This is a genomic window from Bradyrhizobium sp. 192 (assembly GCF_023100965.1).
Taxonomy (GTDB): Bacteria; Pseudomonadota; Alphaproteobacteria; order Rhizobiales; family Xanthobacteraceae; genus Bradyrhizobium; species Bradyrhizobium symbiodeficiens.
Genome location: NZ_CP064691.1, coordinates 233,632 through 256,552, shown reverse-complemented (window position 1 = coordinate 256,552; position 22,921 = coordinate 233,632). Strand labels below are relative to the sequence as shown.

26 protein-coding genes and 3 pseudogenes are annotated in these 22,921 nt (G+C 59.5%); 12 read left to right on the top strand and 17 right to left on the bottom strand.

The genetic code is table 11. The annotated features are described in order from the left end of the window. Nucleotides 1–225 precede the first annotated feature (225 nt). Nucleotides 226–492: a DUF3551 domain-containing protein gene (locus IVB24_RS39770; protein WP_083926480.1), complete on the top strand. Its 267-nt coding sequence runs from the start codon at nucleotides 226–228 to the stop codon at nucleotides 490–492. Nucleotides 493–1,055: 563 nt separating this feature from the next. Here the strand turns inward: IVB24_RS39770 and istB are convergent. From istB to IVB24_RS39730, 8 genes are all read right to left on the bottom strand, one after another. Next, on the bottom strand, nucleotides 1,056–1,868 hold the full coding sequence (gene istB, locus IVB24_RS39765; RefSeq protein ID WP_247300139.1) for an IS21-like element ISBj11 family helper ATPase IstB: 813 nt from the start codon (nucleotides 1,866–1,868) through the stop codon (nucleotides 1,056–1,058). Beyond that, nucleotides 1,865–3,349, bottom strand: a complete 1,485-nt coding sequence (istA, locus tag IVB24_RS39760) for an IS21 family transposase (protein WP_247768157.1) — start codon at nucleotides 3,347–3,349, stop codon at nucleotides 1,865–1,867. Before istA ends, istB begins: the two co-directional genes overlap by 4 nt. Before the next feature lie 343 nt (nucleotides 3,350–3,692). After that, nucleotides 3,693–4,004 (bottom strand): hypothetical protein, encoded by a 312-nt coding sequence (locus IVB24_RS39755; protein ID WP_247394319.1) that lies wholly within the window; start codon nucleotides 4,002–4,004, stop codon nucleotides 3,693–3,695. A 357-nt stretch (nucleotides 4,005–4,361) separates the two neighbouring features. Beyond that, nucleotides 4,362–4,691 carry a GcrA family cell cycle regulator gene (locus IVB24_RS39750; RefSeq protein WP_247282304.1) on the bottom strand — a complete coding sequence of 110 codons (330 nt, stop codon included), beginning with the start codon at nucleotides 4,689–4,691 and terminating at the stop codon, nucleotides 4,362–4,364. Nucleotides 4,692–4,728: 37 nt separating this feature from the next. After that, nucleotides 4,729–4,920 carry a hypothetical protein gene (locus IVB24_RS39745; RefSeq protein ID WP_247403350.1) on the bottom strand — a complete coding sequence of 64 codons (192 nt, stop codon included), beginning with the start codon at nucleotides 4,918–4,920 and terminating at the stop codon, nucleotides 4,729–4,731. Between the two features lie 556 nt (nucleotides 4,921–5,476). Continuing rightward, complete coding sequence (locus IVB24_RS39740) at nucleotides 5,477–5,647, bottom strand: hypothetical protein (RefSeq protein WP_018457447.1); 171 nt, start codon at nucleotides 5,645–5,647, stop codon at nucleotides 5,477–5,479. A 114-nt stretch (nucleotides 5,648–5,761) separates the two neighbouring features. Then, the gene (locus IVB24_RS39735) at nucleotides 5,762–5,989 is read right to left on the bottom strand and encodes a hypothetical protein (RefSeq protein ID WP_247282199.1); all 228 of its coding nucleotides are present in this window, start codon (nucleotides 5,987–5,989) and stop codon (nucleotides 5,762–5,764) included. A gap of 169 nt (nucleotides 5,990–6,158) precedes the next feature. Then, a complete protein-coding gene (locus tag IVB24_RS39730; protein ID WP_247403346.1) occupies nucleotides 6,159–6,869 on the bottom strand; it encodes a hypothetical protein in 711 nt (236 codons plus the stop codon). Between the two features lie 808 nt (nucleotides 6,870–7,677). Between IVB24_RS39730 and IVB24_RS39725 the strand changes: the two genes are divergently transcribed. Next, nucleotides 7,678–7,935 carry a hypothetical protein gene (locus IVB24_RS39725; RefSeq protein WP_247403341.1) on the top strand — a complete coding sequence of 86 codons (258 nt, stop codon included), beginning with the start codon at nucleotides 7,678–7,680 and terminating at the stop codon, nucleotides 7,933–7,935. Here the strand turns inward: IVB24_RS39725 and IVB24_RS39720 are convergent. Next, nucleotides 7,911–8,035, bottom strand: a pseudogene (locus IVB24_RS39720) (DNA ligase); the annotation flags it as partial. The gene IVB24_RS39725 and the pseudogene IVB24_RS39720 sit on opposite strands and share 25 nt — an antisense overlap. A 322-nt stretch (nucleotides 8,036–8,357) precedes the next feature. On the opposite strand from IVB24_RS39720, the gene IVB24_RS39715 reads away from it, so the two are divergent. Next, nucleotides 8,358–8,624, top strand: coding sequence for a hypothetical protein (locus tag IVB24_RS39715; protein ID WP_018457443.1), 267 nt, complete (start codon nucleotides 8,358–8,360; stop codon nucleotides 8,622–8,624). A gap of 68 nt (nucleotides 8,625–8,692) precedes the next feature. On the opposite strand, the gene IVB24_RS39710 is transcribed toward IVB24_RS39715, so the two are convergent. Further along, the gene (locus IVB24_RS39710; RefSeq protein WP_247403339.1) at nucleotides 8,693–9,151 is read right to left on the bottom strand and encodes a cupin domain-containing protein; all 459 of its coding nucleotides are present in this window, start codon (nucleotides 9,149–9,151) and stop codon (nucleotides 8,693–8,695) included. 373 nt (nucleotides 9,152–9,524) lie between these two features. Then, nucleotides 9,525–9,710 carry a hypothetical protein gene (locus IVB24_RS39705; RefSeq protein ID WP_247487760.1) on the bottom strand — a complete coding sequence of 62 codons (186 nt, stop codon included), beginning with the start codon at nucleotides 9,708–9,710 and terminating at the stop codon, nucleotides 9,525–9,527. A gap of 1,147 nt (nucleotides 9,711–10,857) precedes the next feature. On the opposite strand from IVB24_RS39705, the pseudogene IVB24_RS39700 reads away from it, so the two are divergent. Beyond that, a pseudogene (locus tag IVB24_RS39700) lies at nucleotides 10,858–11,070 on the top strand (IS3 family transposase); the annotation flags it as partial. Further along, nucleotides 11,070–11,144: pseudogene (locus IVB24_RS39695) on the top strand (DNA ligase); the annotation flags it as partial. The pseudogenes IVB24_RS39700 and IVB24_RS39695, both read left to right, overlap by 1 nt. A 202-nt stretch (nucleotides 11,145–11,346) precedes the next feature. On the opposite strand, the gene IVB24_RS39690 reads toward IVB24_RS39695, so the two are convergent. After that, entirely contained in the window at nucleotides 11,347–12,570 is a 1,224-nt protein-coding gene (locus tag IVB24_RS39690; protein ID WP_247774324.1) for a type II toxin-antitoxin system HipA family toxin, read from the bottom strand. Continuing rightward, on the bottom strand, nucleotides 12,563–13,138 hold the full coding sequence (locus IVB24_RS39685) for a helix-turn-helix transcriptional regulator (protein ID WP_247403336.1): 576 nt from the start codon (nucleotides 13,136–13,138) through the stop codon (nucleotides 12,563–12,565). The genes IVB24_RS39690 and IVB24_RS39685 overlap by 8 nt, the downstream gene beginning before the upstream one ends. A 249-nt stretch (nucleotides 13,139–13,387) precedes the next feature. Here IVB24_RS39685 and IVB24_RS39680 point away from each other — a divergent pair, with 249 nt between their 5' ends. Next, nucleotides 13,388–13,897: a hypothetical protein gene (locus IVB24_RS39680; protein ID WP_247403335.1), complete on the top strand. Its 510-nt coding sequence runs from the start codon at nucleotides 13,388–13,390 to the stop codon at nucleotides 13,895–13,897. A gap of 177 nt (nucleotides 13,898–14,074) precedes the next feature. On the opposite strand, the gene IVB24_RS39675 is transcribed toward IVB24_RS39680, so the two are convergent. The 4 genes from IVB24_RS39675 to IVB24_RS39660 all read right to left on the bottom strand — a co-directional run bounded on the left by IVB24_RS39675 (nucleotide 14,075) and on the right by IVB24_RS39660 (nucleotide 17,344). Further along, on the bottom strand, nucleotides 14,075–14,680 hold the full coding sequence (locus IVB24_RS39675; protein WP_247774323.1) for an aminodeoxychorismate/anthranilate synthase component II: 606 nt from the start codon (nucleotides 14,678–14,680) through the stop codon (nucleotides 14,075–14,077). Beyond that, the gene (pabB, locus tag IVB24_RS39670; RefSeq protein ID WP_247774322.1) at nucleotides 14,610–16,067 is read right to left on the bottom strand and encodes an aminodeoxychorismate synthase component I; all 1,458 of its coding nucleotides are present in this window, start codon (nucleotides 16,065–16,067) and stop codon (nucleotides 14,610–14,612) included. The genes IVB24_RS39675 and pabB overlap by 71 nt, the downstream gene beginning before the upstream one ends. 115 nt (nucleotides 16,068–16,182) lie before the next feature. Beyond that, the gene (locus tag IVB24_RS39665) at nucleotides 16,183–16,542 is read right to left on the bottom strand and encodes a Dabb family protein (RefSeq protein WP_247403473.1); all 360 of its coding nucleotides are present in this window, start codon (nucleotides 16,540–16,542) and stop codon (nucleotides 16,183–16,185) included. Nucleotides 16,543–16,705: 163 nt separating this feature from the next. Beyond that, complete coding sequence (locus tag IVB24_RS39660; RefSeq protein ID WP_247399141.1) at nucleotides 16,706–17,344, bottom strand: GntR family transcriptional regulator; 639 nt, start codon at nucleotides 17,342–17,344, stop codon at nucleotides 16,706–16,708. A 126-nt stretch (nucleotides 17,345–17,470) separates the two neighbouring features. Here IVB24_RS39660 and bioB point away from each other — a divergent pair, with 126 nt between their 5' ends. From bioB to IVB24_RS39630, 6 genes are all read left to right on the top strand, one after another. Continuing rightward, complete coding sequence (gene bioB / locus IVB24_RS39655; protein WP_247403510.1) at nucleotides 17,471–18,466, top strand: biotin synthase BioB; 996 nt, start codon at nucleotides 17,471–17,473, stop codon at nucleotides 18,464–18,466. Between the two features lie 48 nt (nucleotides 18,467–18,514). After that, the gene (gene panD / locus IVB24_RS39650) at nucleotides 18,515–18,868 is read left to right on the top strand and encodes an aspartate 1-decarboxylase (protein WP_247403476.1); all 354 of its coding nucleotides are present in this window, start codon (nucleotides 18,515–18,517) and stop codon (nucleotides 18,866–18,868) included. Nucleotides 18,869–18,938: 70 nt separating this feature from the next. Next, entirely contained in the window at nucleotides 18,939–20,093 is a 1,155-nt protein-coding gene (locus tag IVB24_RS39645; protein WP_247774321.1) for an 8-amino-7-oxononanoate synthase, read from the top strand. Beyond that, nucleotides 20,090–20,722: a dethiobiotin synthase gene (gene bioD / locus IVB24_RS39640; protein WP_247403482.1), complete on the top strand. Its 633-nt coding sequence runs from the start codon at nucleotides 20,090–20,092 to the stop codon at nucleotides 20,720–20,722. Before IVB24_RS39645 ends, bioD begins: the two co-directional genes overlap by 4 nt. Further along, nucleotides 20,722–21,984 carry an adenosylmethionine--8-amino-7-oxononanoate transaminase gene (locus tag IVB24_RS39635; RefSeq protein WP_247403486.1) on the top strand — a complete coding sequence of 421 codons (1,263 nt, stop codon included), beginning with the start codon at nucleotides 20,722–20,724 and terminating at the stop codon, nucleotides 21,982–21,984. Before bioD ends, IVB24_RS39635 begins: the two co-directional genes overlap by 1 nt. A gap of 654 nt (nucleotides 21,985–22,638) precedes the next feature. Continuing rightward, nucleotides 22,639–22,833: a hypothetical protein gene (locus IVB24_RS39630; protein ID WP_247282183.1), complete on the top strand. Its 195-nt coding sequence runs from the start codon at nucleotides 22,639–22,641 to the stop codon at nucleotides 22,831–22,833. The last annotated feature ends 88 nt before the right edge of the window (nucleotides 22,834–22,921 follow it).

Sequence of the window (22,921 nt, the reverse complement as noted above, 5' to 3'; positions counted from 1 at the left end):
GCTCGGATTGCCTATTCTCCAAACGCACGAACCCCCACCGCGCTTGAAAAATGCCTTCCATCCGCAAAACTTGCAGGAAAGCTGCTCCAAAACCCGAGTGCCTGCCGCTTAGACTTACTTTGAAACCGATCGGTCAAACCGTCTACTAAGCGTTTTGCCATTGATTAAGATCAAAGCGTCAATTCTACACTCTCTATCCTCTCAAGACTTCACGGAGGCTAGATCATGCGCAACCTTCTTTATATTGCTGTGCTTGCACTTCCCATGCTCGTCTGCTTTGGATCACCTTCGACCGCCGCTCCGCGGGCTCGTTCGTACATCCCCCCAGCTCGGCAGGACGTTTATTGCCTGCAGGGACGTACCTGGGGATATCCTGGCAATTGCCAGTTCTCAACCTACGATCAATGCATGGCCACCGCATCCGGCACCCTCGCATATTGCGGTCTGAATCCCATCTACGCGTTCCAGCGACAGGCAGGACAATCACGCTGATCTGCGATCGCCACGAGATCGTTGTCAATTCCTGGTCGAGATTGTCCCTTTTGCGGACCTCGACAACACCGACCAATATTCTTCCCAAGGCCAAGACCTTTGTTTTCAAGTTGCCCAAGACATATCCAAAAGACTTCAGTGCGTAACCTTATCTCGATGAGAGAGGAGCGATTTCCCGACCCTTAGACCAGCGTCAAACCTGTGCGTGGCCGGGCTCTATATTTCTGCATCGACGCGTGATCGTTTACGACCCGAGACCATAATTGCGTGCGATGGACATCGAGTACGACGTGAGCGCGAGGCAGTGCCGGCGATGAAGCTCGCCGCCGAAACCGATGGTGTAGCGCGCGGCCGCAGGCGACTGGGCCCTCGCGCCCCATGTAGACGACAACAAGCTAGATGAAGTGACACTGGGAAACGTTTGAGGGTAGCAGCTATAGCGCGACAATCTGGATGGGAAGCGCGCGACAATCAGGATGGCGAGTGGGTGTCGCGGCGAGGTGATGATTGCCGCGATGATTGTCGCGCGCAAGAGTTTTGTTCGCTCTGATTGTCGCGGAGCGTCAATCAGCGAGTGTTTTTGGTGTCGCGTGCGAGGATGGTCGCCCTGGACCACGCTTCCGCTCGAGCGCGGTGCGCCTGCGATAGCTTTCGACGTTCATCTCGACGATGGTGGCGTGGTGAACGAGGCGATCGATGGCGGCGAGCGTCATAGCAGGATCCGGGAAGACCCTGTTCCACTCTCCAAAGGGCTGATTGGCGGTGATCAGCATGGAACGCCGCTCGTAGCGAGCGCTGATGAGCTCGAACAGCACGCTGGTCTCGGCCTGGTCCTTGGTGACGTAGGCAAGATCATCGCAGATCAGGAGGTCGAAGCGATCGAGGCGGTTAATGGCGGCCTCGAGATTGAGCTCGCGCCGCGCCACCTGGAGCTTCTGGACGAGATCGGTGGTGCGGGTGAAGAGGACGCGCCATCCGTTCTCGATAAGGGCCAGGCCGATGGCTGCCGCCAAGTGACTCTTGCCGCCGCCGGGCGGGCCGAACAGCAGCAGATTGGCGCCCTTGCCGAGCCAACCATCGCCGGCGGCGAGCGCGGTCACCTGTGCCTTGGAGATCATCGGCACAGCCTCGAAGTCGAAGTTGTCGAAGGTCTTTCCAGCGGGCAGCCGCGCCTCGACGAGATGGCGCTCGACGCGGCGGCGGCCGCGTTCGGCGATCTCGTGCTCGGCAATGGTGGCGAGGAAGCGGGCCGCCGGCCAGCCTTCCTTGTCGGACTGCTCGGCAAATTGCGGCCACAGCACCTTGATGGCTGGCAGCCGCAACTCGTTGAGCAATAGATTGAGGCGCGCGGTGTCAATGGTGTTGGCCGTGCTCATGCGGCACCTCCGATCTCGCCGGCACCGATGAGGCACTCATAGGTGGCGAGCGGTGCGAGCTGCACCACGACGTGCGGCACGCAGGCCGGATCGGGAGAGAAGTAAGCGCGCAGCCGGTTGAGGTCGGGCAGTCGGCCGGCATCAAGCTCGGTCGCGAGCTGATCGGCGAGTTCGGCCTCGCAGCCGCGCTCATGGGCCAGTACGAGCAGATCGACCATGATCCGGCAGGCTTTCCTGTCCGGCAGCCGTTCGCGCAAGCAATCGAAGGTTCGGCGATAGGCATCGCGCGGGAACAGCCGATCACGGTAGACGAGATTGAGCAGCGCCATTGGCTTGCGCCGCAAGGAATGGATCACGTGCCGATAATCGACGACCTGGTCGTGCTTGCCGTTGGGATGCGGCCGCCCACGCGGCAGGGTGACGAGATGGGTGCCGCCGACGAACACGTCGAGACGATCGTCGTAAAGGCGCACCCGCAGTTGGTGCCCGATCAAACGCGACGGCACGGTGTAAAACACCTTGCGCAAGGTGAAGCCGCCGCTTGACGTCACGCGGACAATCACCTCCTCGTAGTCCGAGGTGCGGCGATCTGGCAACGCCTGCAGGGTGGCGCGCTCGTGGTCGATCCGCTTGGCGTTGCGGGCATTGCGGCGGCTGACGATCTCGTCGATGAAGCCGCGATAGGCGGCGAGATCATCGAAGTCGGCAGTGCCGCGCAACAGCAGCGCATCGGCGATCGTCCGCTTGAGATGGCCATGCGAGCTTTCGATCGCCCCGTTCTCGTGGGCGATGCCGCGATTGTTGCGGGAAGGCCGCATGCCGTAGTGGGCGCAGAGGTCCTCGTACCGCCTGGTCAGATCGTCCCTCGCATTGCGATCGAGATTGCAGAAGGCGGCCGACAGGCTGTCGGTCCGATGCTCCCGCGGTGCCCCACCGAGCGACCATAGGGCATTCTGCAGCCCTTCGGCCAATGCGACGAAGCTCTCGCCACCGAGCACGACATGGGCGTGTTCAAACCCGCAATAGGCCAACCGGAAGTGATACAGGCGATGATCGAGCGGCACGCCAGCGATGGCGACCCCAAGCTCGCCCATATCGGTGAAGTCGGACAGGCCGACCTGGCCCACTTCGTGGGTCTGGCGGAAGATGACCTCCTGCTCCTCGCCGTGGATCGCCCGCCAGGCGCGGATCCGGCGCTCGAGCGTGCGGCGGATTCCAGCCCCCAGCTCAGGATGGCGTCGGAGCATCTCCTCGAAGATGGCCACGGGCCGCACGCCGGGAGCCGCCTTCAGCATCGGCACGACCTCCAGGCCGAAGACGTTGGCCAAGGGATCCGGCCGGCGCCTTTGCCGCGGTGACTTCTTTTGCGACGGAAGGCGCAGATCCTTCTCGAGCCGATAAGCGGTCGACGAACTGAACGACGCCTTCGCGGCCGCCTCTGGCGGCGAATTGGTTTGACGGAACTTCATGTAGAGCCTCATCTGGTGATCGGTGACATGGCAGCCTGGCAACGGGTGATTCCTCTTTGGCGAGAAGAACCATCCATCACCGGCCAGCCGCGATCACCAGACGGCGCGGTCCGGTCGGATCGCGCCGTCGCCGGGCTCGTAACTCCGGTCGGGCTACGCCCTCCCTGCGTCACGAGCCCGGCGAAGCTCTCTCATCCTGATTGACGCTGCACTTCCATCCTGATTGCCGCGCCGCAAGCAGCATTGGGCAGTGCAGGACGAGTTAAAACCTGCCTTGTTTATTACGCAGAAAATGCCCAAGAGCGGGGCCGGCCGCAGCGTGCGCGGTGCCGGTGTCGCTGCGACAGTCGCCGGATCATTGCTTCCCGCGTGCCAGCAACGTCCAGACCGGTGACGTGCCGTCCCAGCGCCGAAGCCGCCCGTAGAACCTCACTCGAACCCCGGCCTCTTTCAACCGCTCGACCACGAGATGCAGTGCGATCACGTCGCCCTCGGCCAGCTCCACGCAACCGCGCTTGCCAGACCACACCGCGCCCGGGAAGCGAAACAGGTTGTACTTCAGCCATCGGCCGCCGCGCTCGGATAGCGGTTCTAGGTCTACTTGTGCGCCGTTCCCAGGCCGCAGGCCGACATCCGGCCGACGGAGCAAATTCGCGATCCAACCCACTAAACTCGGCTCCTAAATCGAGGCAGTCTTTCGGTACAGTCGCAGTAGAAGTGCACAGGCCATGTTAACGAGGCAAGCCAAATGACACGAGAGATGCTCCGCCGTTCTCGGGAGCAGATCGCGGCGGCGAAGGCACTGCTTCAGCACAAGGTCCGAATAACTGGCACCCTGAGCTTCCAGAACAATAGAAACCTGGCGTTGAGCGGAATGGCGAAACAAGAAGCCAACTAGCTGCCGATCTGTGCAGCTGCAACAAGGCTATGGTCTTTATGGACGCAGTTCGTCGGACGGACTTGCGTGCGTCGGTTCGTGTACGATAGCTGAAGCGAGGAGCGCAACGACGTTGGTGGTGAGCTCCTAGTCAGTGTTTCTGACGGCCTCAGCCAGCATGGAGTAGAGCTGCTGCTTGCTGAATTCCTTGGGCTGTTGCCTCTCCGCTGTGTTCCGCGACACCTTCCGTGCCACTGGACGAGCGCAGGCTGCCGACGACGTCGGCCTCAGCTTCGGGGACGGCCTTATCTTGGGCGTTGCTGTGGGCGGCTTGTGGCCGCGCTTCAGGCCCAGACGGGTCAGCATGCCGCAGACCGCGTTACGACTGCACCCGAGACGACGCGCTATCTGCGCCGCGCTCTGTCCTGCGGACCAGAGCCTATTGAGGAGCGCTATGTCATTCGCATGCCAGCCCATGACAAATATTATACCCCTGGCTGCCGAACACGCTAGTCTAGTCGTCGTCCGGCTCGCGCACGACCGGCGGTTCGTCAGCGTCATCTTCCTCTTCGTCGTCTTCCTCTTCGTCGTCTTCGTCCACCTCGTCTTCATCGGGATCTCTTGGCGGCATTGCGGTGCCCATAAGCACAAGCGGTGTCCAGTAGATCGCGGTGGTGGAAAATGCTTCGAAGGTATGTTGCTTCATGGGGCTGCTACTCCTCGAAAACACGCGTAGTCGCATATTCATGGCGGACGGCACGCGCGTCTGCGAGGGTGAAACCAACAGAAGTTATTACCCGTTGATCCAAGTGCTACGTGATGCTTGTTGTATGACAGGCGTTCCTCGAGCCCAGCCGCCTTCAGGGCGGTTGCAATCTTGTCCAGGACGGCCAATGAAGCAAAGTCGCGCTTCTTCTCCCAATACTTCCGTATCCGTTCGTTCAGCCTCCTCCGAAGTATGTACTTCAGGCGTCTATTCGGTAACATCCAACACAGTGACGCCATGAAGAACCACGTTGCTTTCGTCCAGCTTAAAAGCTCCGAGCTGCACTGCGATCATCGGCACTGAACGATTGAGGACCCGTAGCACGTTGAAAAACGGCTCGTGATTCACTCTGCGACAATTACGGCTCTGTGTTCTGACCCGGGACGACGCTGCCGCTCAACACCCCAATATTCGATGGTGCGGATAATGTGACTCTCGTCCAACGCTCCCAGCATTACCTCTTCTTCGTAGAAGGTGTCCGCTTCCTCCGAGTACATCAGGAAGTCGCTCTTGCCGCCATGCGGCTGACGGCGCTCTCGCGCGAGACTTCAAGCTCGCCCAGACCAAGTATGCTGGTATCGTTCAATATCTGAGTCTGGAGCCACTTCTCGACCAACCCAGCTGCGCGAAGTTCAACCGCTTCAATGTTTTTCAGCGCGAAACCCATTCCTGAGCTGCACCCCGGTTCCGAAGACGCGGGGTGTTTATGGGCATGCTCGGCGACTTTGGCCCTGCGACATGTCGGCAGCCTGCCAGGCCGGCAACTCACAATATTCGAATGTCAACTCGGCGGCGAGACCGGCCGTCTATTCAGGATCGCGCGCTCATTGTCGTTCGTCGTTGCACCTCGGAACACAGCAACAAATCGATCGCCTTGCCAAAGCTCAACGTCGTGCTCGGCATGCATTTGCTCGGCTCGACGCCGCGCCGCCTGCTCGTCAATGCAGTCGAGCTTCGCCACGCAGATCACTTGCCGGCTGCTGTCCACCACGAATGCTTTGTACCGCATTCCGCAATCCGATCCCAACGGGACCGTCATCGTAATCGAATGTCCGTCTAGGGCGGCGGGCAAACTAAGTGTGGGCGGGCGGAACCTTTGTACGTGTGGCAATTCGGCTATACTTGAAATTCATCGATCGCGCAGCGGCGCGCGTACGTGCCTAGGCTATTGCGCTAGCTCACTGGCGTAATCTCACTGCGTGCCGAAGCGTGCGGTTCGAGCTTAGGATTGAGAAGCCACCAAGCATCATCAGCAGCACACCTGACCAAGTTGCCGTCCAGCTGCGTGCCTCGTCGTGCGCCTCTGCAACGCGCGCGCCCATTGGCATAGCTGGAGGTGAGCCGGCGGGCGCGAGGAGCTGCTCAACGTTAACTTGGCCGGGCACGGAGTGCTCAGGCGTAGGCGGCCGGCTGTGAAGATCGGTGGGTACCGCTGAGGTCATGGTGGTGCCCATATCGAGCACGGAAGCGGCATCAGCCACCTTGATTTCGGCTGCAGGCGGCTGGGAGGGCTCGGCCGGTGCGGAGCGTAGCAACTCCGCGCGCGCATCAACCACCGCGCTCTTCCTGGGCCGCGCACTCCCGTTCTCGTCCAAACTGGCGGTGCGATCTTCGGCACCGCGATGACGAACTGTCTTCTTCACCTTCGCCATACCCTCGGTCAGGAACCAGCATTTACGGTGACCGTCGAACCGATAGACCCAATGCGCCCCGTCCGCGGTCGTGTTGCCGGGTCGCGGCAAGCATTGCGCTTGCGCCAAAGAGGTTGCCGCGGGCTCGCGCGGAGCGCCATTGAACAAGTCGGCAAAAGGGTCGGAGACCGCAGGTGTCGCCGCAAGACCTCCAACAAGAACCAAACCGGCGAAGCAAACTCGCAAATAACCGGACATCGAAAACTCCCGGTGTTGCGCCCCTCACCGGGACCACCCTTCGCGGCCACTTAGGCTGCCATGCGGCTCAACTCTGGCGGCGCCATGGATTCATTGTGGGTCTGAAACGAGATCTGGGTCCGAATTGAAAACCAGTGCTGCAGCCGAGTTCGCCAACCGTTGGGGAGGTTTTGCTCCCGCCCGAGGGAGCGGCACAAGTCGGGAACTCGGATCGGCCGCGAATGCGGAAGCTGTTCCGTCGCCCATCATTAAACCGGCCTCAGTGTTTGCGTGCTGGGGCCATCGCATTTCCATGTGCGACTTGGCTACCATTCTGGATCGTCGAAGCCGCCATAGTCTCGAACGACGTACTCCCGGGTGAAGCGCTCGACCGGACGCCAGCGCTCGTGAATGACTATGGTTGCTGTCGGCGGCCTGCAATAATCAGGATTGATGACGATGGTCCGGGACGGGGAGTAGGATTAGCGGGAATGAACGCGCCCAGCAAAAGCCCCCTGGCATGCGATGGCGGCCGAGGCACGCGCCGCGGAGAGGGGCAGCAGACCGGCAGCGGTGCTGGCTGCATAAGAAGCCGTCCTCCACCTTCTTCTTACGCACCGTAAACGGCCGCGCTGGTCGCTTGTTTCAAAAGGTAAAATTGAAACATGAACCGCAGGACCGCCGCCCACGGGCAGCCGAGGGGCCTGCGTTTGCGGTGTCGCAACCGGTTCTGGGAGGAACCTGATCCGACGAAAGGCCTGAGCGTAACGAGCATCGCAAGCTGATCGCCAGTGCGGTATCGGTGTTGCGAGCTCCGACGGAGGCGCACATGAAGCGCAGCTGGTGGATGTTGATCGCCGTCGCTGGGGCGGCGTTTGTGTTCTTCTCCATGCTGGCCATTCGGGAGCAGCGCGCCGGCTTCGATACGTTTGCCAAGCAAGGGCACCCGCAGGCCTCGATCTATATGATGATCCCGCCCACCGGGAGATCTGCGAGCGTAGTCCTACATGCGCAACGAGCGCTAACGTCGGGCTTGCTTCCTGCCGCGATCATAGGCCCCCGTCACAAATCTTTCCGCAAGCCTTGAAGATCGGGTGGCCGGACCTTCCTCTCCGCCGACTTCGCGCGGTACTCGACCTCGGCCAGCAGCTTCGGCCCGACCCGGAGGCCCTTTGGGCGATCCGCTTAGCGACGAAACGCGTGCCCCGTGAGCCTGCTTCCGTTTGGCATCCGTCCATGCGTTGCGAAAGTCGGCGTCGGCGACCATCATCGCGATGCTGCCCCGCCCATCCAGAACTTCAGATCCGATGCCACTCAGCCACTCCGAGAGACGGCGCAACCAATGCTCGGAAGAGACCTGCGGTTTGATAAACCTCAATCGTTCCGCCCAATCCAAGGCCTCACCCGCAACGGGAACTTGCGTGAACAATGAGCAGCTTGACACCCCTTGTTCTGGAACAAACTGTCGCACGCAGACATTCTCCAACTCACGAAGTGAAGGAGAATAGGATGCGCAAGTACTTGTTTGCTGCGGCGATCGTGAGTGCAATCGCGACACCCGCAATCGCGGATGAAGTCGGTGTCGGCGTTCAGGCCGGTCCGGTCGGCGGAGGCGTCACAGTCGGAGAGTCTCACGAGCACCGCCCCGTTGATCGGGACCGCACAACGGTCGTCAGGGAGCCTGAGCACACGGAAAGTGACAGGACGACGGTCATTAAGAAAGAGAATGAGGACGGCAGCCGAGAGAAAACCGTCATTCATCACGACAACGACTAACAAATGTGCCCGGACCACCGTCCGGGCTTTTCTTTTGCCTTGCGACACAGAGACGTTCGTTTGCTTCGCTACTTCTTACTCGGATCGTCTGCGGGATTGACGTAAGTTATCCCGAGTGGCCCTTGGCCATGAATTTGAACAACGGGAGGACTACTTGTCCAACCATAGTGGTTCATTTTGGCAGGCGCTTCGGCGTATCCGCCCGCTGTTAGCTCGATCGCTTTCTTCTCATCGAGTTTGTCGCCCATTCCGATGTGAAAGTTGCCCGATATGACGGTAGCGCCTTCATCTGTTGGATGATTATGGGCGGGAATTTTATAACCGCTTGGCATTCTTAGGCGGAGAACGAACAGCCCTTCTTTGGACGGGTCGCCCGAGAGTACCGCGATGTCGGCCCCCTTCGGCAAGGTGGGTGGTGCTGCCTCCCATTTAAGCTCACCAGAGTTAATCGGCATTTTCATATCATCGGCAATGGCTGTGTTCACACCTGCCAGGACGAAAGCCGAAGCGAGCAAGCGACTGAGCATGATCTCCTCCATTTGGTGAGCGAGCATCGTGTGCCAGCGGTGAAGCAAGTCAACTGAAAGTTAGCCTGCCGCTGCCGCATTCTAACGATTGGAGGCCTTAGCAGATTTATGATCTCACCAAGAGTGACAGCTCCGCTGACCTTGGCTTGCCAACGCTCGGACGAAACATCGAAGAACTCGGCCCGTTGCATTTTCTCGTCGAAGCTTACTCAGCTACTGCTCCAACCCACGAGCCCATGTTTCAGCTTAACGCTGCGTGGGTTAACCACACCAAGCGAGCAGCCTCATTCTGGACCAACTGATCATGACCATTGGGCCGCTCTGCACCGGGAGCCGCCACGTGATTAGAATCGTCGTGCTTGGAGTGGCTTGCCTAGTTGGACTGGGCGCTATTGCTGCAGCCACGAAGAAATCCGGGCCGCCGCCAGCGGCCGATGTGGTCATGCCGATAGTAGCCGGTAACAAGGCTGATCGCCTGCCATTCACAATCAAACTGGATATGCCAGCTGCCGGTGAGCGCGCGGATGTTGCGTACCTCCAGCCTGGCGAAGAAGAGCAAGCTGATTTACCGCCATCCGCACCAAAGCAAGTCGCTCTTCCACCGCGTCGCGACTTTACGCCTCGTCATTGGCACGATCCCCATGACCTGAACGCCAGGGCCGCAAACAAAAGAGCCGACACCGCGAAAGGACCAAGAAAGGGCGCGGCTGATCAGCCTCTAAAGCAGGCTGAGGCTAAGCGGTGCCGTTCGGACGGGCTGGATCCCCTGTTAAGAAAGCTGAACTTATCGCCGCCGTGCGATTCATGATCCCACCTCTAGTCGCCCGCTGCGCAATGGTTCTAATCAATATTGATCTGGCGGCTCATTCGCCGTTAATGATTGATTCAGTTTGCAGCATGATCATTGGGGAGTGACAAGGGATGCGATCATGCGATTGCGCCAGGCGAATACCTTGGAAGAGATCGAGGCGAGGGTCGCTGAAGCCAGCGAAGACCCAATGGCGCGTGTGACGCTGAGCGCGCGGGATTTCTCGAGTGCCAGCCGAGAAGAGGTTCTTGCATTATTGAAAGCAGACGGCGATCGAAAGCGCACCAATTGGCTGGTCGCAGGCGCGGTGATCGCTGGTTTTGCGTTGGGATGGGCTGCCGGTTTTGGTCGGTACGGTCCTATAACTTTCGCGTCGCTCAATTCAACCACTCAGACAGAAACGCCTTCGCCTCGAAGCGCCGAAACGAAGTCAGGCCGCAGGACCGGAGGCCCGCGAAAGACGGTATCGACTTTGGCTTTGCGAACACCGCCAGGCGTAAGTCAATTCTCCGCGGATGGAGCGAGCATTTCCGCCGAACCGACAGCCACATGGTCCGACAGGGCTCATCAATCCGTGGACGTTTCGAGCACCGTTCCTCAGGGCATCGAAGCAGATATGACGGCGACCGGCTCGATAGCGCCCAGCGGGCCTCTCATGCCTGCCCCGGAGACAAGACCAGCAACCATTGAGGGTTGGACCGTTCTTGACGTTCGCGGCGGAACGGCGGTTCTCGGAGGGCCCGATGGGGTTCGGATGGCAATGCGCGGCGATACAGTTCCCGGCATCGGGCGAATCGATTCGATCGTGCGTTGGGGCAGCCGGTGGATTGTAGCGACAGCTAGTGGATTGATCTCGACTCCGTAAACGGCGCGCAACGCCCGCGGGGAAGCGGAACCTGTCGTCCATTTGCGAGAGGCATTCGGGATGAGCCAACGGCAGGCGTGTAAAGCCATCGGCTGTTGCCGCATCACCGTGAGATACCAAACCACCCGGGCTGACGATACCAGCCTTCGCCAGCGCATGCGGGCGATCGCCCAGGAGCATCGCCGCTTCGGTTATCGGCGGCTGCATGCTCTGCTCAAGCGGGAGGGCTATCTGATTAACCACAAGAATGGGATGGCCTCTACCTTGGTCGCCGCAAGGGCGAGGACCTGATCTACGCGGGCAAAGTTGATCACGGCTTTACGAGCATGGTCATAAGCGCGCGGGCGATGTGGATTGGATAAAGGTCTTTGCCACCTAGGAGGCCGCAAGCGCATGGCTTGCCGAAAACGATCCTGAAGGCGTGGCGTGGGCCCGTCCGATTGAACGGGAGAGACAGTGATGACCAGCGTGGGGTTGTATGTCAGCGCTGCCGCCCTTCGATCCGGCTAAGTAAGCCACGGCTCAGAGCTCGCTGTAGATCGGGATCGAAGCGGCATGTGCGTCGACGACTTCGACGACTTTCTTTTCCAGCGGGAGATCGCCCTTGCGTTCCGACCATAATTTCTTGAAGCGCTGGACGATTTCCGCGGCCGTGTCGACGGCCAGCTTTTCCGAGATCTTCGCCTTCGCCGCCAGATGCGTGAGCTCGTCCTTGGAGAATTCGGTCATCTTCTTCGTGCGCGAGTAGTTCAGCGCCATCTTGTCGTCCGCGATGTAGGGTATCGTAGATAGCAAATCGTAGGCGGGGGACAGGACGGGCGTGCGGCGGTCGGGGTAGATCAACGACCAATTCTTCAGATGCATGTCGGCGTTGCCGATCAGCGTGCTGAACACGAGGCGTCGGACAAACTCAGCGACGCCGGCTTCGCCGGTCTCGATGCCGAGAACGCGCGCGATGCTCCGGTAGTTGGCCCTGTCGTACTTCTCGTCCGGAAACACGCCGAATACCTGCGCGAAGTCCTCCATGTGGACCGGTCCGTCGGCGGAGCGGTCGAACCGCTTGACGGCGAGTGCACGCCCCTTCAGCTCACCGAGTCCTTCCGGAAGCCCCTTGATCGACTCGACGTCGATCAGTTGGAGCTCGGGCACTTCCATGCCCATCTCCTTCGCCAGGGTCATCATGGAGAATTCGTTTTCGGGCACGCCCGGGTACTGATGGGACGGAAGCTTGACTATCCACGAACCGCCGACGCCCTGGACGGGAATGGTCAGACCGGCGTTTTTGGGATCGTGCTTGAGCGCCGAGAACTTCAGCTGCACGCCCGCGAGCGAGAAGCGCAGCAGGTTCTGCCGCTCGTCCGGTGTGAGATCCTCCTCGACTTGGGAAGGCAACACTTCTCCTTCGGCCGGATGGACTGACAGGGCGCCCGGGAGGTCCCGGCCCAGCATCCAGAGAAGAAAGAATTCGCGCTTTTCCTTCACGCCTGCGCGTTCCGCGAGGTAGCGACGCAGCGCGCCCTCCGGCAGAAGATTGGAGAAGAAGGGCGGAACGACCTGCTGATACGGTTTGAACGAGGTGAGCAGATTTCCGAACGTGTCCTTGAAGGACAGGCTCAATGTTGGGCGTGCGGCGCCGTCGATGTAGTTCTGGTTGAAGGCGAGCAGCGACCGGTCGCCCTGCACGAGCGTGATGGTTGCGATCGGGTTGTCGTGCAGGCGTACGTCCAGGACCGATACGTTAGGCATCGTCATCCTCGTCGAGAGCGTAGGCCGGGCGGGGGGCTTCTACCGGATGCGCGATCCGGTTGCGTAGACTTTGCAATACGCCTGCGGAACTTTCCAGCACGGGGTTGGGGATAGGTTCGGCGCGATAGCCTCGCAGTGTATCGACGACGTCTTGGACAAGGTTCAGGTCAGTTTTCGAAAGATGGACCTGCTTCAGAAAGCGCAAGTATTCGGCGATGCGGTCGAGCGCAGCGGAGCTACCGTGGCGCTTCCTTTGTCCGGAAACGATGCGTTCGGCCTTGACGAAGAGGTTTGAGGGGCCTTCCTCGAGGGAGAATTCGTTGAAGTTTGAGCGGAGGACGCCCTCCACCGCGGGAAGCAGCTTCTTGGGCACGAGTACGACCTCGAGGTCGAGTGCCCGGACCATCTGGATGAAGCTGGACAGGCCGGGTTCGACGCGGCCGGTCTCTATCTGGGAGATGTGCGCCTGGGTTAAACCCGATCGGACCGCCAACGCACGCTGGCTTATGCGCTCTTGCGTGCGTTTCGCCTGAACGGTCCGGACAAGCTCTTCGCTCGGATACGACATGATATATAATCCTACTCAATAGCACGCCCTGATAATTACAATATATCAAACCAGCGTGGACAATCAGGGGCGACAACGTAGCTCCATTTGCCGAACGCCATGGTCAGCCGGCTCTGAAGCCCCCACGTGTCGGTACCCGGCTGTCGATGCCACCGGAAGACCCACCTTTGGGATTTTCGCGCGAGAACCCCGATTGGCGCGTCCGCGAGCCCAGCCAAACTGCGCCGGGCAGAACACGGAGGTAGAACGATGTACGCCGACACGGAAGGCTATTTCGGGCAGGCAAGGGGGATCCCCTACAGTCGGCTCCACGAGCTTCGGGGTCGAGATATCACCAACTTTCAGGACAAGATCGAGCGTCTTCGCCGCGAGGGAATCCGGCTCTCACCAAAGCTCGAATGGGATGCATTCGTGACGGCCTATACCCTTCACGACGAAGTGCCCCTTCATTCGTACCCGCGTCGCATCATGCGCTTGATGCGGCAGCTTTGGGAGCAGGAGGAGCGAGCACGCGCGAACATTTCGGAGTTCGATCCTTCCACATTCGACAAGAACGACGCGGCCGAAGAGCTCCAGTTCCGCTTCACCACGAATGCTTCTCTGATTGGCGATTTGTACCTCGTCTACATTCGGGAAGCGCTCACGGCCCATGAGAAGGAGACCCTGACCGCCGATGAAAAGTGCAATCTGTATTGCGCCGCGGCCGCTCTGCAGACTCTCGTCGATATCTGGGCGAAGCCCAGCCCCATGAGTCGCTGAGCGCCCCCCGCCGGCCGGTGGAAACGAACGTAGCAGCGCGCTGTTCTCCGCAGCGCGGCACCCACCTTCCGGGCTGCGGAGCGCCCTCGCCCTGGCCGCCGCCGCCGCCGCCGCCGCCGCCGCCGCCGGATAATAGTTGGTTTCGCGAGATAGCAGCCCCACTTCCAACCCACGACCTCACGTTGTCGTCTTATCCTGCTGCGAGCGATAAGTCTCTGCGAGTCGCAAGAAGTTTTTAAGCACCACGTGCCCGTCTTGGGTAAGGATCGATTCCGGGTGGAACTGCACACCAAAAGTTGGGTGATAACGATGTGCGAGGGCCATGATCTCGCCCTCGTCGGAACGCGCTCTCACCGTAAGATTCGGTGCGCATGACTCATCGAGCTCAACAACAAGAGAATGGTAGCGGCCAACGGAAAGTGGCGACGGTAGCTCCCTGAATAGCCCTCGGCCGTCATGCCTTACATACGAGGACCGACCGTGCATAGGGCAACGTGCACGCGCCACCCGTCCGCCGAATACGCTCCCAATACACTGGTGTCCGAGGCAGATGCCGATAATTGGAACGCGACCCGAAAGTTCACGGACGACGGCCGTAGATACTCCGGCCTCAATTGGAGTGCACGGACCGGGGGAGATGACCACTGCGCACGGCTTGAGGTCAATGAGGTCGCTGACGCTGACCACGTCGTTCCGGAAGACTTCCGTTGCTTCACCAAGCTCCTGGAAATAGCGGGCAATGTTGAAGACGAAGGAGTCGTAGTTGTCGATGATGACAATCAAAGTGCACCGGATGTTTCAGCACGAAATCAAAGATTCGCTGCGCCTTGGCAAGCGTCTCCTCGTATTCTGCCGCCGGGTCCGACATCGCCGTTATACCGCTGCCTGCATGAAACACCGCCATATCATCGTCGATCGTCACAGTGCGGATCGCGATGTTCGTGTCCATCTGCCCGTTGAAGCCGATGAAACCGATCGCCCCGCAATAGACCTCGCGCGCCACACGCTCGATTTCAGTAATTATCTGCATCGCTCGCACCTTTGGCGCCCCCGTAATGGAGCCACCAGGAAAGCAAGCTCGCAGTAGCGTAACCGCATCTTCGTCTCCCGCAAGTGTACCCGTAACGATTGAGACGAGGTGATGCACTGAGGCATAGGACTCGAGATCGCACAGGGCTGGAACGTGGACTGAATGTGGAGTGCAAACACGTGATAGATCGTTGCGCAGGAGGTCGACAATCATAATGTTCTCGGCACGATCCTTTTCGGACGCAGCGAGCACGTTAGCCCGGCGCTGGTCTTCGTTGGAATCAGCCGAACGCGCGATCGTGCCTTTGATCGGTCGTGTTTCGACCTTTGTTCCGTCGAGCTTCAGGAATCGCTCAGGCGAGCTCGATGCGATGGTCAGCTTTCCGTACCGTAGGAGGGCCCCAAAGGGTGCCGGGTTCAATGACCGCAGTTGACGATAGAAGGTGAGCGGATCGAATATAGTCGACAGCCTGGCCGTGAAGCGCTGCGCAATGTTGGCTTGGAAGAGGTCTCCGGCCAGAATCAAGTCGATGACGCGCTGTACCGCCGTAATGTATGCTTCTCGGCTGAAGTTTGAATTCCATGCACCCGCTGTGCCGGGGAGCACGATCCGCGGCGACTTTGGGTTGGCAAGCAGGGCTGCGAACTCATCGGCTCGACGACGTGCGCGCTCGCCGCGACGTGCGGGATCCTGCTCCGGCCATCCGGTCGAGACGATCCAGCATCTGTTGTTCCGGTGGTCGTAGCTGACGACCACGTCGTAAAGATGCAGAATGGAATGGGGTAAACGCTGACCGGGAATTGCCGGCGCCGGCAATCGCTCCAGCGTCCTGTTCAAATCGTAAGCGAAGAAGCCAGCCGCGCCTGCCTGAAATGGCGGGAGATCGGGACGATGCTCTTGCGGATAGTTGGCGAGAAGAGTGCGAAGAACTTCCCATGGATCGCCATCGATATCTTCGCCGTTGCAACTCGCCCGTCCACCCGCGACTATGTAGGTGCTGAATGGATCGCAGGTCACATATGAGTAACGCCCGAGCAACTCATGCGTTGCTGCGCTATCGAGAAACGAGAGGTGCGGTCGATGCGCGAGACATTGCACCGCTTTGATAGGCTCAATCCACTGTAGTTCACGGACGTGCATCGCCTATGAGTCACCGCTGACTGGCGTGCTGTTAGACACGCTTCGATTATGATCTCGACCACAATGAGAGCGACGCTGGTCGGAGCGCCGCAAGCTCTCGAGATTGACTGTCAGACTAAGCCCCGTCGGGGGATACGATGCGCGGACTAAGTTGGACTACGCCTGCCGCTGAGACGAAACGCGCATCTGTTGATACGTCATAGTCGGCCGCGAGGCGCAGCTCGCGCAGTGGTCGTGCTCGCCTGATCGATTCCTGGTAGAGCTCATGCGCTTTGTAGGCTGCGAGCTCCGTCTCGTTGTCGAACTCACCGTAGACCACGACGTCGATATCGTTGCCGAACTGGTCGGCCTTGCGATTGCGAGCAATCTCGAGCCGCCGGGCATGCGAGATCCTGGTGAGAAGCGATAGGCCTTCGATCATTTGGTCGATATGGGCCTTATCTTTGGCGGTAAACAAGACAATGTGACGGATCATGATTGGCCATAGGTTAAAATCGCGAGCAGGTCGCATAGCTATCTTGGAATCGAGCCCGCTGCAACGCTAGCGCCACATGCCGCCTCGCGCGGCAAACACAGAGGGGTTTGACACTCTTGCGATGGCCTGCGGTCTGAAGCGGAGCCCGCCAATCTCATTCTGGTCACGACGCGGGAAGGGCAAGGCGCTCAATCGTTTGAATGTGGCGTGCGAGCAGGTTGCAGGCTTGATCGACGTTGCGCGCTCGCAGTGCCTGCAGAATCAGGCGGTGATCCTGATTGGATCGCGGTCGCCCCCCAGCATTGCGCGCCATCGCGAACACCAATCGCGAATTTGCAAGCTGTAGTCCGTCGAGACTGGCGAGCAGGCGCGGCATCGCGCACGGCGCCACCAGCGCCTGGTGAAAGGCGCGGTTGGCCATCTCAAAATCCTGAATCGTCTGGGCATTGTCTCCTTCAATCAGAGCGAGCTCAATTCGTGCCAAATGGGTCGATGTGAACTTTGGCGCCGCATTGCGCAATGCGACCACTTCGAGCGCGGCACGCATCTCGGCGATCTCTTTCACTGAAGTGGTATCAAGCGGGGCAACCCGAACGCCGCGACGGGGCACAGCAACGACAAGATGTTGCGCCTCCAATTGCCGAAAAGCCTCGCGTACCGGGACGTGGCTCGAGTTGAACTCCCGCGCGACATGATCCTGCCGCAGCGGGGCATCTGGCGGGATCGCGCCGCTGATTATGCGCTCTCCGATTGACTCGGCAATGCGCCAGGCAACGGTCGTACTCTCGCCGTCGGTCATCATAGATTATCTATCAAAAAAGCGGGTGCGTTCGCAGGCGGCGTGGGTTAGCATCAAGACGAAGATCAACGATCATAGATAATCGCGAGTATTATCTATGATCAATCATGGATGGGAACGCAAGCCTTAATGATTGCCTCTGGGAGAGTAGAGCGGAACGACAGTAGAAACGGCGCACACGTGCGCAGTAACTGGGAGCGCGCCGAGGCCCAAGCGCTCTACAGCCTGCCGTTTGCCGACCTGATGTTTCGGGCGCAGAGCGTTCATCGCGACAACTTCGATCCAAACCACGTCGAAACCGCAAGCCTGCTCAGCATCAAGACGGGCGGCTGTCCGGAAGATTGCGGCTACTGCTCGCAGAGCGCGCATTACCAGACCGGTCTGAAAGCGACCCGCCTGATGGATTGCGCCGATGTGGTCGCTAGCGCACAGGGCGCCAAAGATGCCGGCGCGAGCCGCTTCTGCATGGCCGCGGCCTGGCGCAGTCCAAAACACCGCGATCTCGATCAGGTCTGCGATATGGTTAGCGCGGTCAAAGGTCTTGGAATGGAAACCTGCGTCACGCTCGGCATGTTGACTCCGAACCAGGCCGTACAGCTCTTTGAGGCTGGACTCGACTTCTACAATCACAACGTCGACACCTCGCCGGAGTTCTACGGCAAGATCATCAGCACCCGTACTTTGCAGGATCGCATCGACACACTCGCACATGTTCGAGAGGCCGGCATCAAGGTGTGCAGCGGCGGCATTATCGGCATGGGCGAGCGCGTCGAGGACCGTCTTGGCATGCTCGTGCTGCTCGCCAATCTCCCCAGCCATCCGGAGAGCGTTCCAATCAACATGTGGAACGAGGTCGAGGGCGTGCCGGTCAACGACACCGCGGAGCGTCCCGAACCCTTTGCGCTGGTCCGCCTGGTGGCGACCACTCGGATCATGATGCCGAAGAGCGTCGTGCGGTTGTCCGCTGGACGGCAGTATATGACCGATGAACTGCAGGCGCTGTGCTTTTTTGCCGGCGCGAATTCGATCTTCATCGGCGACACGCTCTTGACCACGAAGAACCCGCAGCGCGATCGCGACACGAACTTGCTGGACCGGCTCGGCATCGCGTCCAGCCTGGCCTGAATCAATCAGAGCAGCGCGCGCCGCGCACAAATCCAGCTTGGGCGAGAAATGCAGATTACGTTGATGAAAGGCAAAATCCATCGCGCCTCGGTCACCGAAGCCGACCTGCACTATGAAGGTTCGATTTCGATTGACCGTGCGCTGCTGAATGCTGCGGGATTCTTGATCAACGAACGCGTTGAAATCTACAACATCGACACTGGAGCGCGGTTTGCCACCTATGTGATCGAAGCGCCTACAGGGTCAGGTATCATAGGTCTGAATGGTGCGGCTGCCCGTCTCGCCATGCCCGGAGACAAAGTTATTATCGTTGCATATGCCTCCTTTGACGAAGCCGACGCAAAAACGTTCAAGCCGCACGTTGTGCTGGTCGACCGAGACAATCGCATCTTGCCAAGCTGAAGCCGCGGGCCCGAAGTTCTTCCCTGCCATCAGAACCCTTGAGACACCAATCATACTGTCCGAGTGAAGAATGAATCCAATCCATGCGACCAAAGTTGCCGATTATGTCGCAGCCTTGGATGCCCTGAAAGAAGACGACCGGCTGCGCGGCCTCAAGCCGCGCGCGGGCATCGATTTCGCGTCGAACGACTATCTCGCGCTGGCGAGGGCGCCGCGCATGAAAAAGGCTGTCTTGGACGCGATCGAGGCCGGTACACCGATCGGTGCCGGCGGGTCGCGGCTTTTGCGCGGCAATTGCGAGGAGCACGAACGTCTCGAAGCAGAAGCTGCAAGTTTCTTTGGGGCGGAGACAGCGCTTTTTTTTGGCGGCGGTTATGTCGCAAATTTCGCCGTCCTGACAACGCTGCCGCAGCGAGGCGATTTTCTCGTTCTTGATGCTCTGGTGCACGCGAGTATTCATGAAGGCGCGCGAGCTGGCCGGGCCGACTTTCGGACAAGCGCGCATAACGATCCGGAGTCGGTCGAAAGCGCGATTCGTGACTGGCGGGCCGGTGGCGGAATGGGCCGCATTTGGATCGTCGTCGAAAGTCTCTACAGCATGGACGGCGACTTTGCGCCTCTCAAGGATATGATCGCGCTCGCCGACCGGCATGATGCGTTCCTGATGGTAGATGAGGCCCACGCAACAGGCGTTTACGGTGAGCAGGGACGAGGACTCACCGCGCCCTATGAGGGACGCGAAAATCTGCTGGTCGTTCATACCTGCGGCAAGGCGCTGGGCGCGGCCGGCGCGCTCGTCACTGCGTCCGGCGTGCTGCGAGACTTTATGGTCAATCGTTGCCGTCCATTCATCTTCGCGACCGCGCCGTCGCCGCTGATGGCTGTCGCCGTGAGGGAGGCGATTCTGATCCTGCAGCAGGAACCCGAGCGACAGCAGCGTCTCACCAAGCTGGTCGCGTTCTCGCATCGGGAGATGAGAGAGCGCGGCTGGAAAAGTCCTTCGGATTCGCAGATCGTACCATGCATCGTAGGCGACAATGCGCGCACGATGCGGCTCGCCTCTGCATTGCAGGCTCGCGGGTTCGATATCCGCGGAATCCGGCCGCCAACCGTCCCGGCGGGCACCGCCCGGTTGCGAATTTCAGTGACGCTTAACGTGAAGGAGGACGACGTGCGTGCAATGCTCGATGCCTTGATCGAGGAGACGAAAGGCGAGCTTCAATGAGTGCCAAAATCATCGTAACGGGCACAGGTACCGGAATTGGAAAGACGGTGTTTTCCGCGGGGCTCGCCAATCTCCTCGGAGCGGACTATTGGAAGCCGATTCAGGCTGGCCTCGAGGGAGAAACCGATACCGAGGTCGTCTCTTGTCTTGGCGGCCTCTCGGCCGATCGCATCCTGCCGGAACGCTACCGCCTTCGGACCCCCGCTTCTCCCCATCATTCTGCCGAACTTGACGGAGTTCGCATCGAGGCGGATTTGCTCGATGTGCCCGATACCGGGGAGCGGCCATTGGTGATCGAGGGCGCGGGCGGGCTGATGGTGCCGCTGAGCGGCGACACACTCTACATTGATGTCTTCGAGCGATGGCGGCTTCCAGTGGTGCTTTGCGCAAGCACAGCGCTGGGCACCATCAATCACTCGCTGCTGTCGATAGAGGCTCTCCGAAAGCGTGAGATCCGCATTCTTGGGATGGCCTTCATTGGCGAAAGAAATGCTGAGACTCAGGTTGCAATTCGCGAGATGGGGCGGGTGCGCTGGCTAGGGCGATTGCCATGGCTTTCTCCCCTCACGGCAGACACGCTGCAGGCCGCCTTCCAAGCCTCATTCCGTGCTGATGATTTCGAGCCGTGATGCCGACGACAAAGTCGCCAATCTGGCATCCGTTCACGCAACACGCGCTTCAAGGCGAAATGACAAAGGTCGTGCGTGCTGATGGTGCTTATCTCCACACCGCAGATGGGCGCCGTATTATCGATGCAATCTCATCCTGGTGGGTCGTAACGCATGGTCATTGCCATCCCCATATTGTAAGCGCCATTCAGGAACAAGCCGGTAAGCTCAATCAGATCATCTTTGCCGGCTATACCCACGATCCGGCTGAGGAGCTTGCTGCGCAACTGTTGAAAGTCGCACCCCGTGGTCTCGACTATGTCTTCTTCTCCGACAGCGGCTCCACCAGTGTCGAAGTCGCCTTGAAGATGGCACTCGGGTATTGGCATAATATCGGTCAGCAGCGAAGACGCATTGTCGTAATGCAACACTCCTACCACGGCGATACGGTTGGGGCGATGTCCGTTGGTGCCAGAGGTGTGTTCAACGCGGCGTACGGGCCGCTGCTGTTCGATGTTACCTCGATCCCGTTCCCAGCGAGCGGTCGTGAGCAGGCGACACTCGCTGCGCTCGAGTCCGCGTGTCGAAACGAAATGCCAGCCGCCTTTCTTGTGGAGCCTCTGATATTGGGGGCGGGCGGGATGCTGATGTACCCAGCCTGGGTGCTAACAGCGATGAAGCGGATCTGCGAGGCGTCGGACGTCCTGTTCATTGCCGACGAGGTCATGACGGGCTGGGGCCGCACCGGTTCGCTATTTGCTTGCGAGCAGGCCAATGTCACGCCCGATATCGCTTGCTATTCGAAAGGTCTCACGGGAGGGGCGCTCCCACTCGCGGTTACGCTCTGCAGTGCGCACATTTTCGACGCGCATTATTCGAAAGATCGTATGCGTACGTTCTATCATTCGAGTTCATATACGGCGAATCCGGTAGCCTGTGCCGCTGCAAAAGCGAACCTGGATCTTTGGTGGCATCGGGACTCCCGCGAGCGCGCCGCTTCGCTCGCCGCCATGCAAGAACGGGCAATTGAGCCATTCCGCGCCGACGCGCGCTTTGAAAACGTTCGTCGTTCCGGGACCATCACAGCGCTTGATTTGAAAACCGGCGATGGCGGCTATTTGGCGGACATCGGTCCGACGCTTCAGGCTTTCTTTAACGACCGAAATCTGCTGCTGCGCCCGCTCGGCAATACCATCTACGTGATGCCGCCCTATTGCGTCACCGCGGCAGATCTCGACGAAATCTACGCTGCAATCGGCGATGCAGCCGATGCGCTGGTTTGAAGGCGCGCTTTTCGAGTTCGGACTCGCGCTCCTCCTCGGTAGCGATTCTCATCATCTCAGAAAGAAGGCCGAAAGACGGTCTCCGGTACAAAGCACGCTTGCGTTAATGAAGTCCGTGACTTCCCGGGAATTGACCAATGAAGCTTGGGAGTGACGGACCATGTCGGTAGCGCAAGCCGGCTTGATGGCTCGCAGTTCCTGATGTCAGTCCGCATCAGATTTTTGATCTTGCTGCCGCCGCGGGGCTTCCGGCACGATCACGAAGCAGGACCAGTGCTGACCGCAGGTCGCCAACAGCAGAGGCGTTGAAATCCACCGAAGAAGCCGGAGATCCAACAGCATTTGGGCGCGATCACGGGACTTATTGGATTGATCGATTGTCTGAAGTGCTCCAATGTAATGCTGAAACGACGCAAATGTGATGCCGAGACAACACTCTCATTTGATCGAGACTGTTCGTTGCGTACAATGTCTGGGGAACAAAGGCGCAAGATCTGGCAAAGTCAGCGTGCCACAGCCAGAACATGGGGCAACGCCGCTGGGAGATATGATGTTGGACCGCGACGGTGACTTGATCTTTCAGCTTCTGCTTTACCTTAGTCTAGTGCTTATTGTTGCGTCTCTGATGGGCTTAAGCGCGGCGGGGATTGCAGCATGGTCGAGCGAATGACCGTCAGCAAGTATCAGTTCGCGGGCGAGCTGCGGCAGTTGATCGAGACGCACATCGGCCCGTCGAGCACGTTCGAAGACTACGTCCTCATAATCGGGGAGCTGGAAGGGGCGAAGAACAGGCTGGAGCTGGAGTCCGAGAAGTTCTCGGACGAGGAGGTTGACGCCTGCGAACTATAGCGAGCGCTTTGCACTGCACAGATCCGGTAGGCGGAGGTGGTCACGCACGATATGTCGATTGAGCAATTTGCGCCAGCCGCTCATCCTT

What these genes read in the sequence shown, in the direction of transcription:
- IVB24_RS39770 (WP_083926480.1), top strand. Translation starts at nt 226, where the DNA reads ATGCGCAACCTTCTTTATATTGCTGTGCTTGCACTTCCCATGCTCGTC.
- istB (WP_247300139.1), bottom strand. Translation starts at nt 1,868, where the DNA reads ATGAGCACGGCCAACACCATTGACACCGCGCGCCTCAATCTATTGCTC.
- istA (WP_247768157.1), bottom strand. Translation starts at nt 3,349, where the DNA reads ATGAGGCTCTACATGAAGTTCCGTCAAACCAATTCGCCGCCAGAGGCG.
- IVB24_RS39750 (WP_247282304.1), bottom strand. Translation starts at nt 4,691, where the DNA reads ATGGGCTGGCATGCGAATGACATAGCGCTCCTCAATAGGCTCTGGTCC.
- IVB24_RS39745 (WP_247403350.1), bottom strand. Translation starts at nt 4,920, where the DNA reads ATGAAGCAACATACCTTCGAAGCATTTTCCACCACCGCGATCTACTGG.
- IVB24_RS39740 (WP_018457447.1), bottom strand. Translation starts at nt 5,647, where the DNA reads ATGGGTTTCGCGCTGAAAAACATTGAAGCGGTTGAACTTCGCGCAGCT.
- IVB24_RS39735 (WP_247282199.1), bottom strand. Translation starts at nt 5,989, where the DNA reads ATGCGGTACAAAGCATTCGTGGTGGACAGCAGCCGGCAAGTGATCTGC.
- IVB24_RS39730 (WP_247403346.1), bottom strand. Translation starts at nt 6,869, where the DNA reads ATGTCCGGTTATTTGCGAGTTTGCTTCGCCGGTTTGGTTCTTGTTGGA.
- IVB24_RS39725 (WP_247403341.1), top strand. Translation starts at nt 7,678, where the DNA reads ATGAAGCGCAGCTGGTGGATGTTGATCGCCGTCGCTGGGGCGGCGTTT.
- IVB24_RS39715 (WP_018457443.1), top strand. Translation starts at nt 8,358, where the DNA reads ATGCGCAAGTACTTGTTTGCTGCGGCGATCGTGAGTGCAATCGCGACA.
- IVB24_RS39710 (WP_247403339.1), bottom strand. Translation starts at nt 9,151, where the DNA reads ATGCTCAGTCGCTTGCTCGCTTCGGCTTTCGTCCTGGCAGGTGTGAAC.
- IVB24_RS39690 (WP_247774324.1), bottom strand. Translation starts at nt 12,570, where the DNA reads ATGCCTAACGTATCGGTCCTGGACGTACGCCTGCACGACAACCCGATC.
- IVB24_RS39685 (WP_247403336.1), bottom strand. Translation starts at nt 13,138, where the DNA reads ATGTCGTATCCGAGCGAAGAGCTTGTCCGGACCGTTCAGGCGAAACGC.
- IVB24_RS39680 (WP_247403335.1), top strand. Translation starts at nt 13,388, where the DNA reads ATGTACGCCGACACGGAAGGCTATTTCGGGCAGGCAAGGGGGATCCCC.
- pabB (WP_247774322.1), bottom strand. Translation starts at nt 16,067, where the DNA reads ATGCACGTCCGTGAACTACAGTGGATTGAGCCTATCAAAGCGGTGCAA.
- IVB24_RS39665 (WP_247403473.1), bottom strand. Translation starts at nt 16,542, where the DNA reads ATGATCCGTCACATTGTCTTGTTTACCGCCAAAGATAAGGCCCATATC.
- IVB24_RS39660 (WP_247399141.1), bottom strand. Translation starts at nt 17,344, where the DNA reads ATGATGACCGACGGCGAGAGTACGACCGTTGCCTGGCGCATTGCCGAG.
- bioB (WP_247403510.1), top strand. Translation starts at nt 17,471, where the DNA reads ATGATTGCCTCTGGGAGAGTAGAGCGGAACGACAGTAGAAACGGCGCA.
- panD (WP_247403476.1), top strand. Translation starts at nt 18,515, where the DNA reads ATGCAGATTACGTTGATGAAAGGCAAAATCCATCGCGCCTCGGTCACC.
- IVB24_RS39645 (WP_247774321.1), top strand. Translation starts at nt 18,939, where the DNA reads ATGAATCCAATCCATGCGACCAAAGTTGCCGATTATGTCGCAGCCTTG.
- bioD (WP_247403482.1), top strand. Translation starts at nt 20,090, where the DNA reads ATGAGTGCCAAAATCATCGTAACGGGCACAGGTACCGGAATTGGAAAG.
- IVB24_RS39635 (WP_247403486.1), top strand. Translation starts at nt 20,722, where the DNA reads ATGCCGACGACAAAGTCGCCAATCTGGCATCCGTTCACGCAACACGCG.
- IVB24_RS39630 (WP_247282183.1), top strand. Translation starts at nt 22,639, where the DNA reads ATGGTCGAGCGAATGACCGTCAGCAAGTATCAGTTCGCGGGCGAGCTG.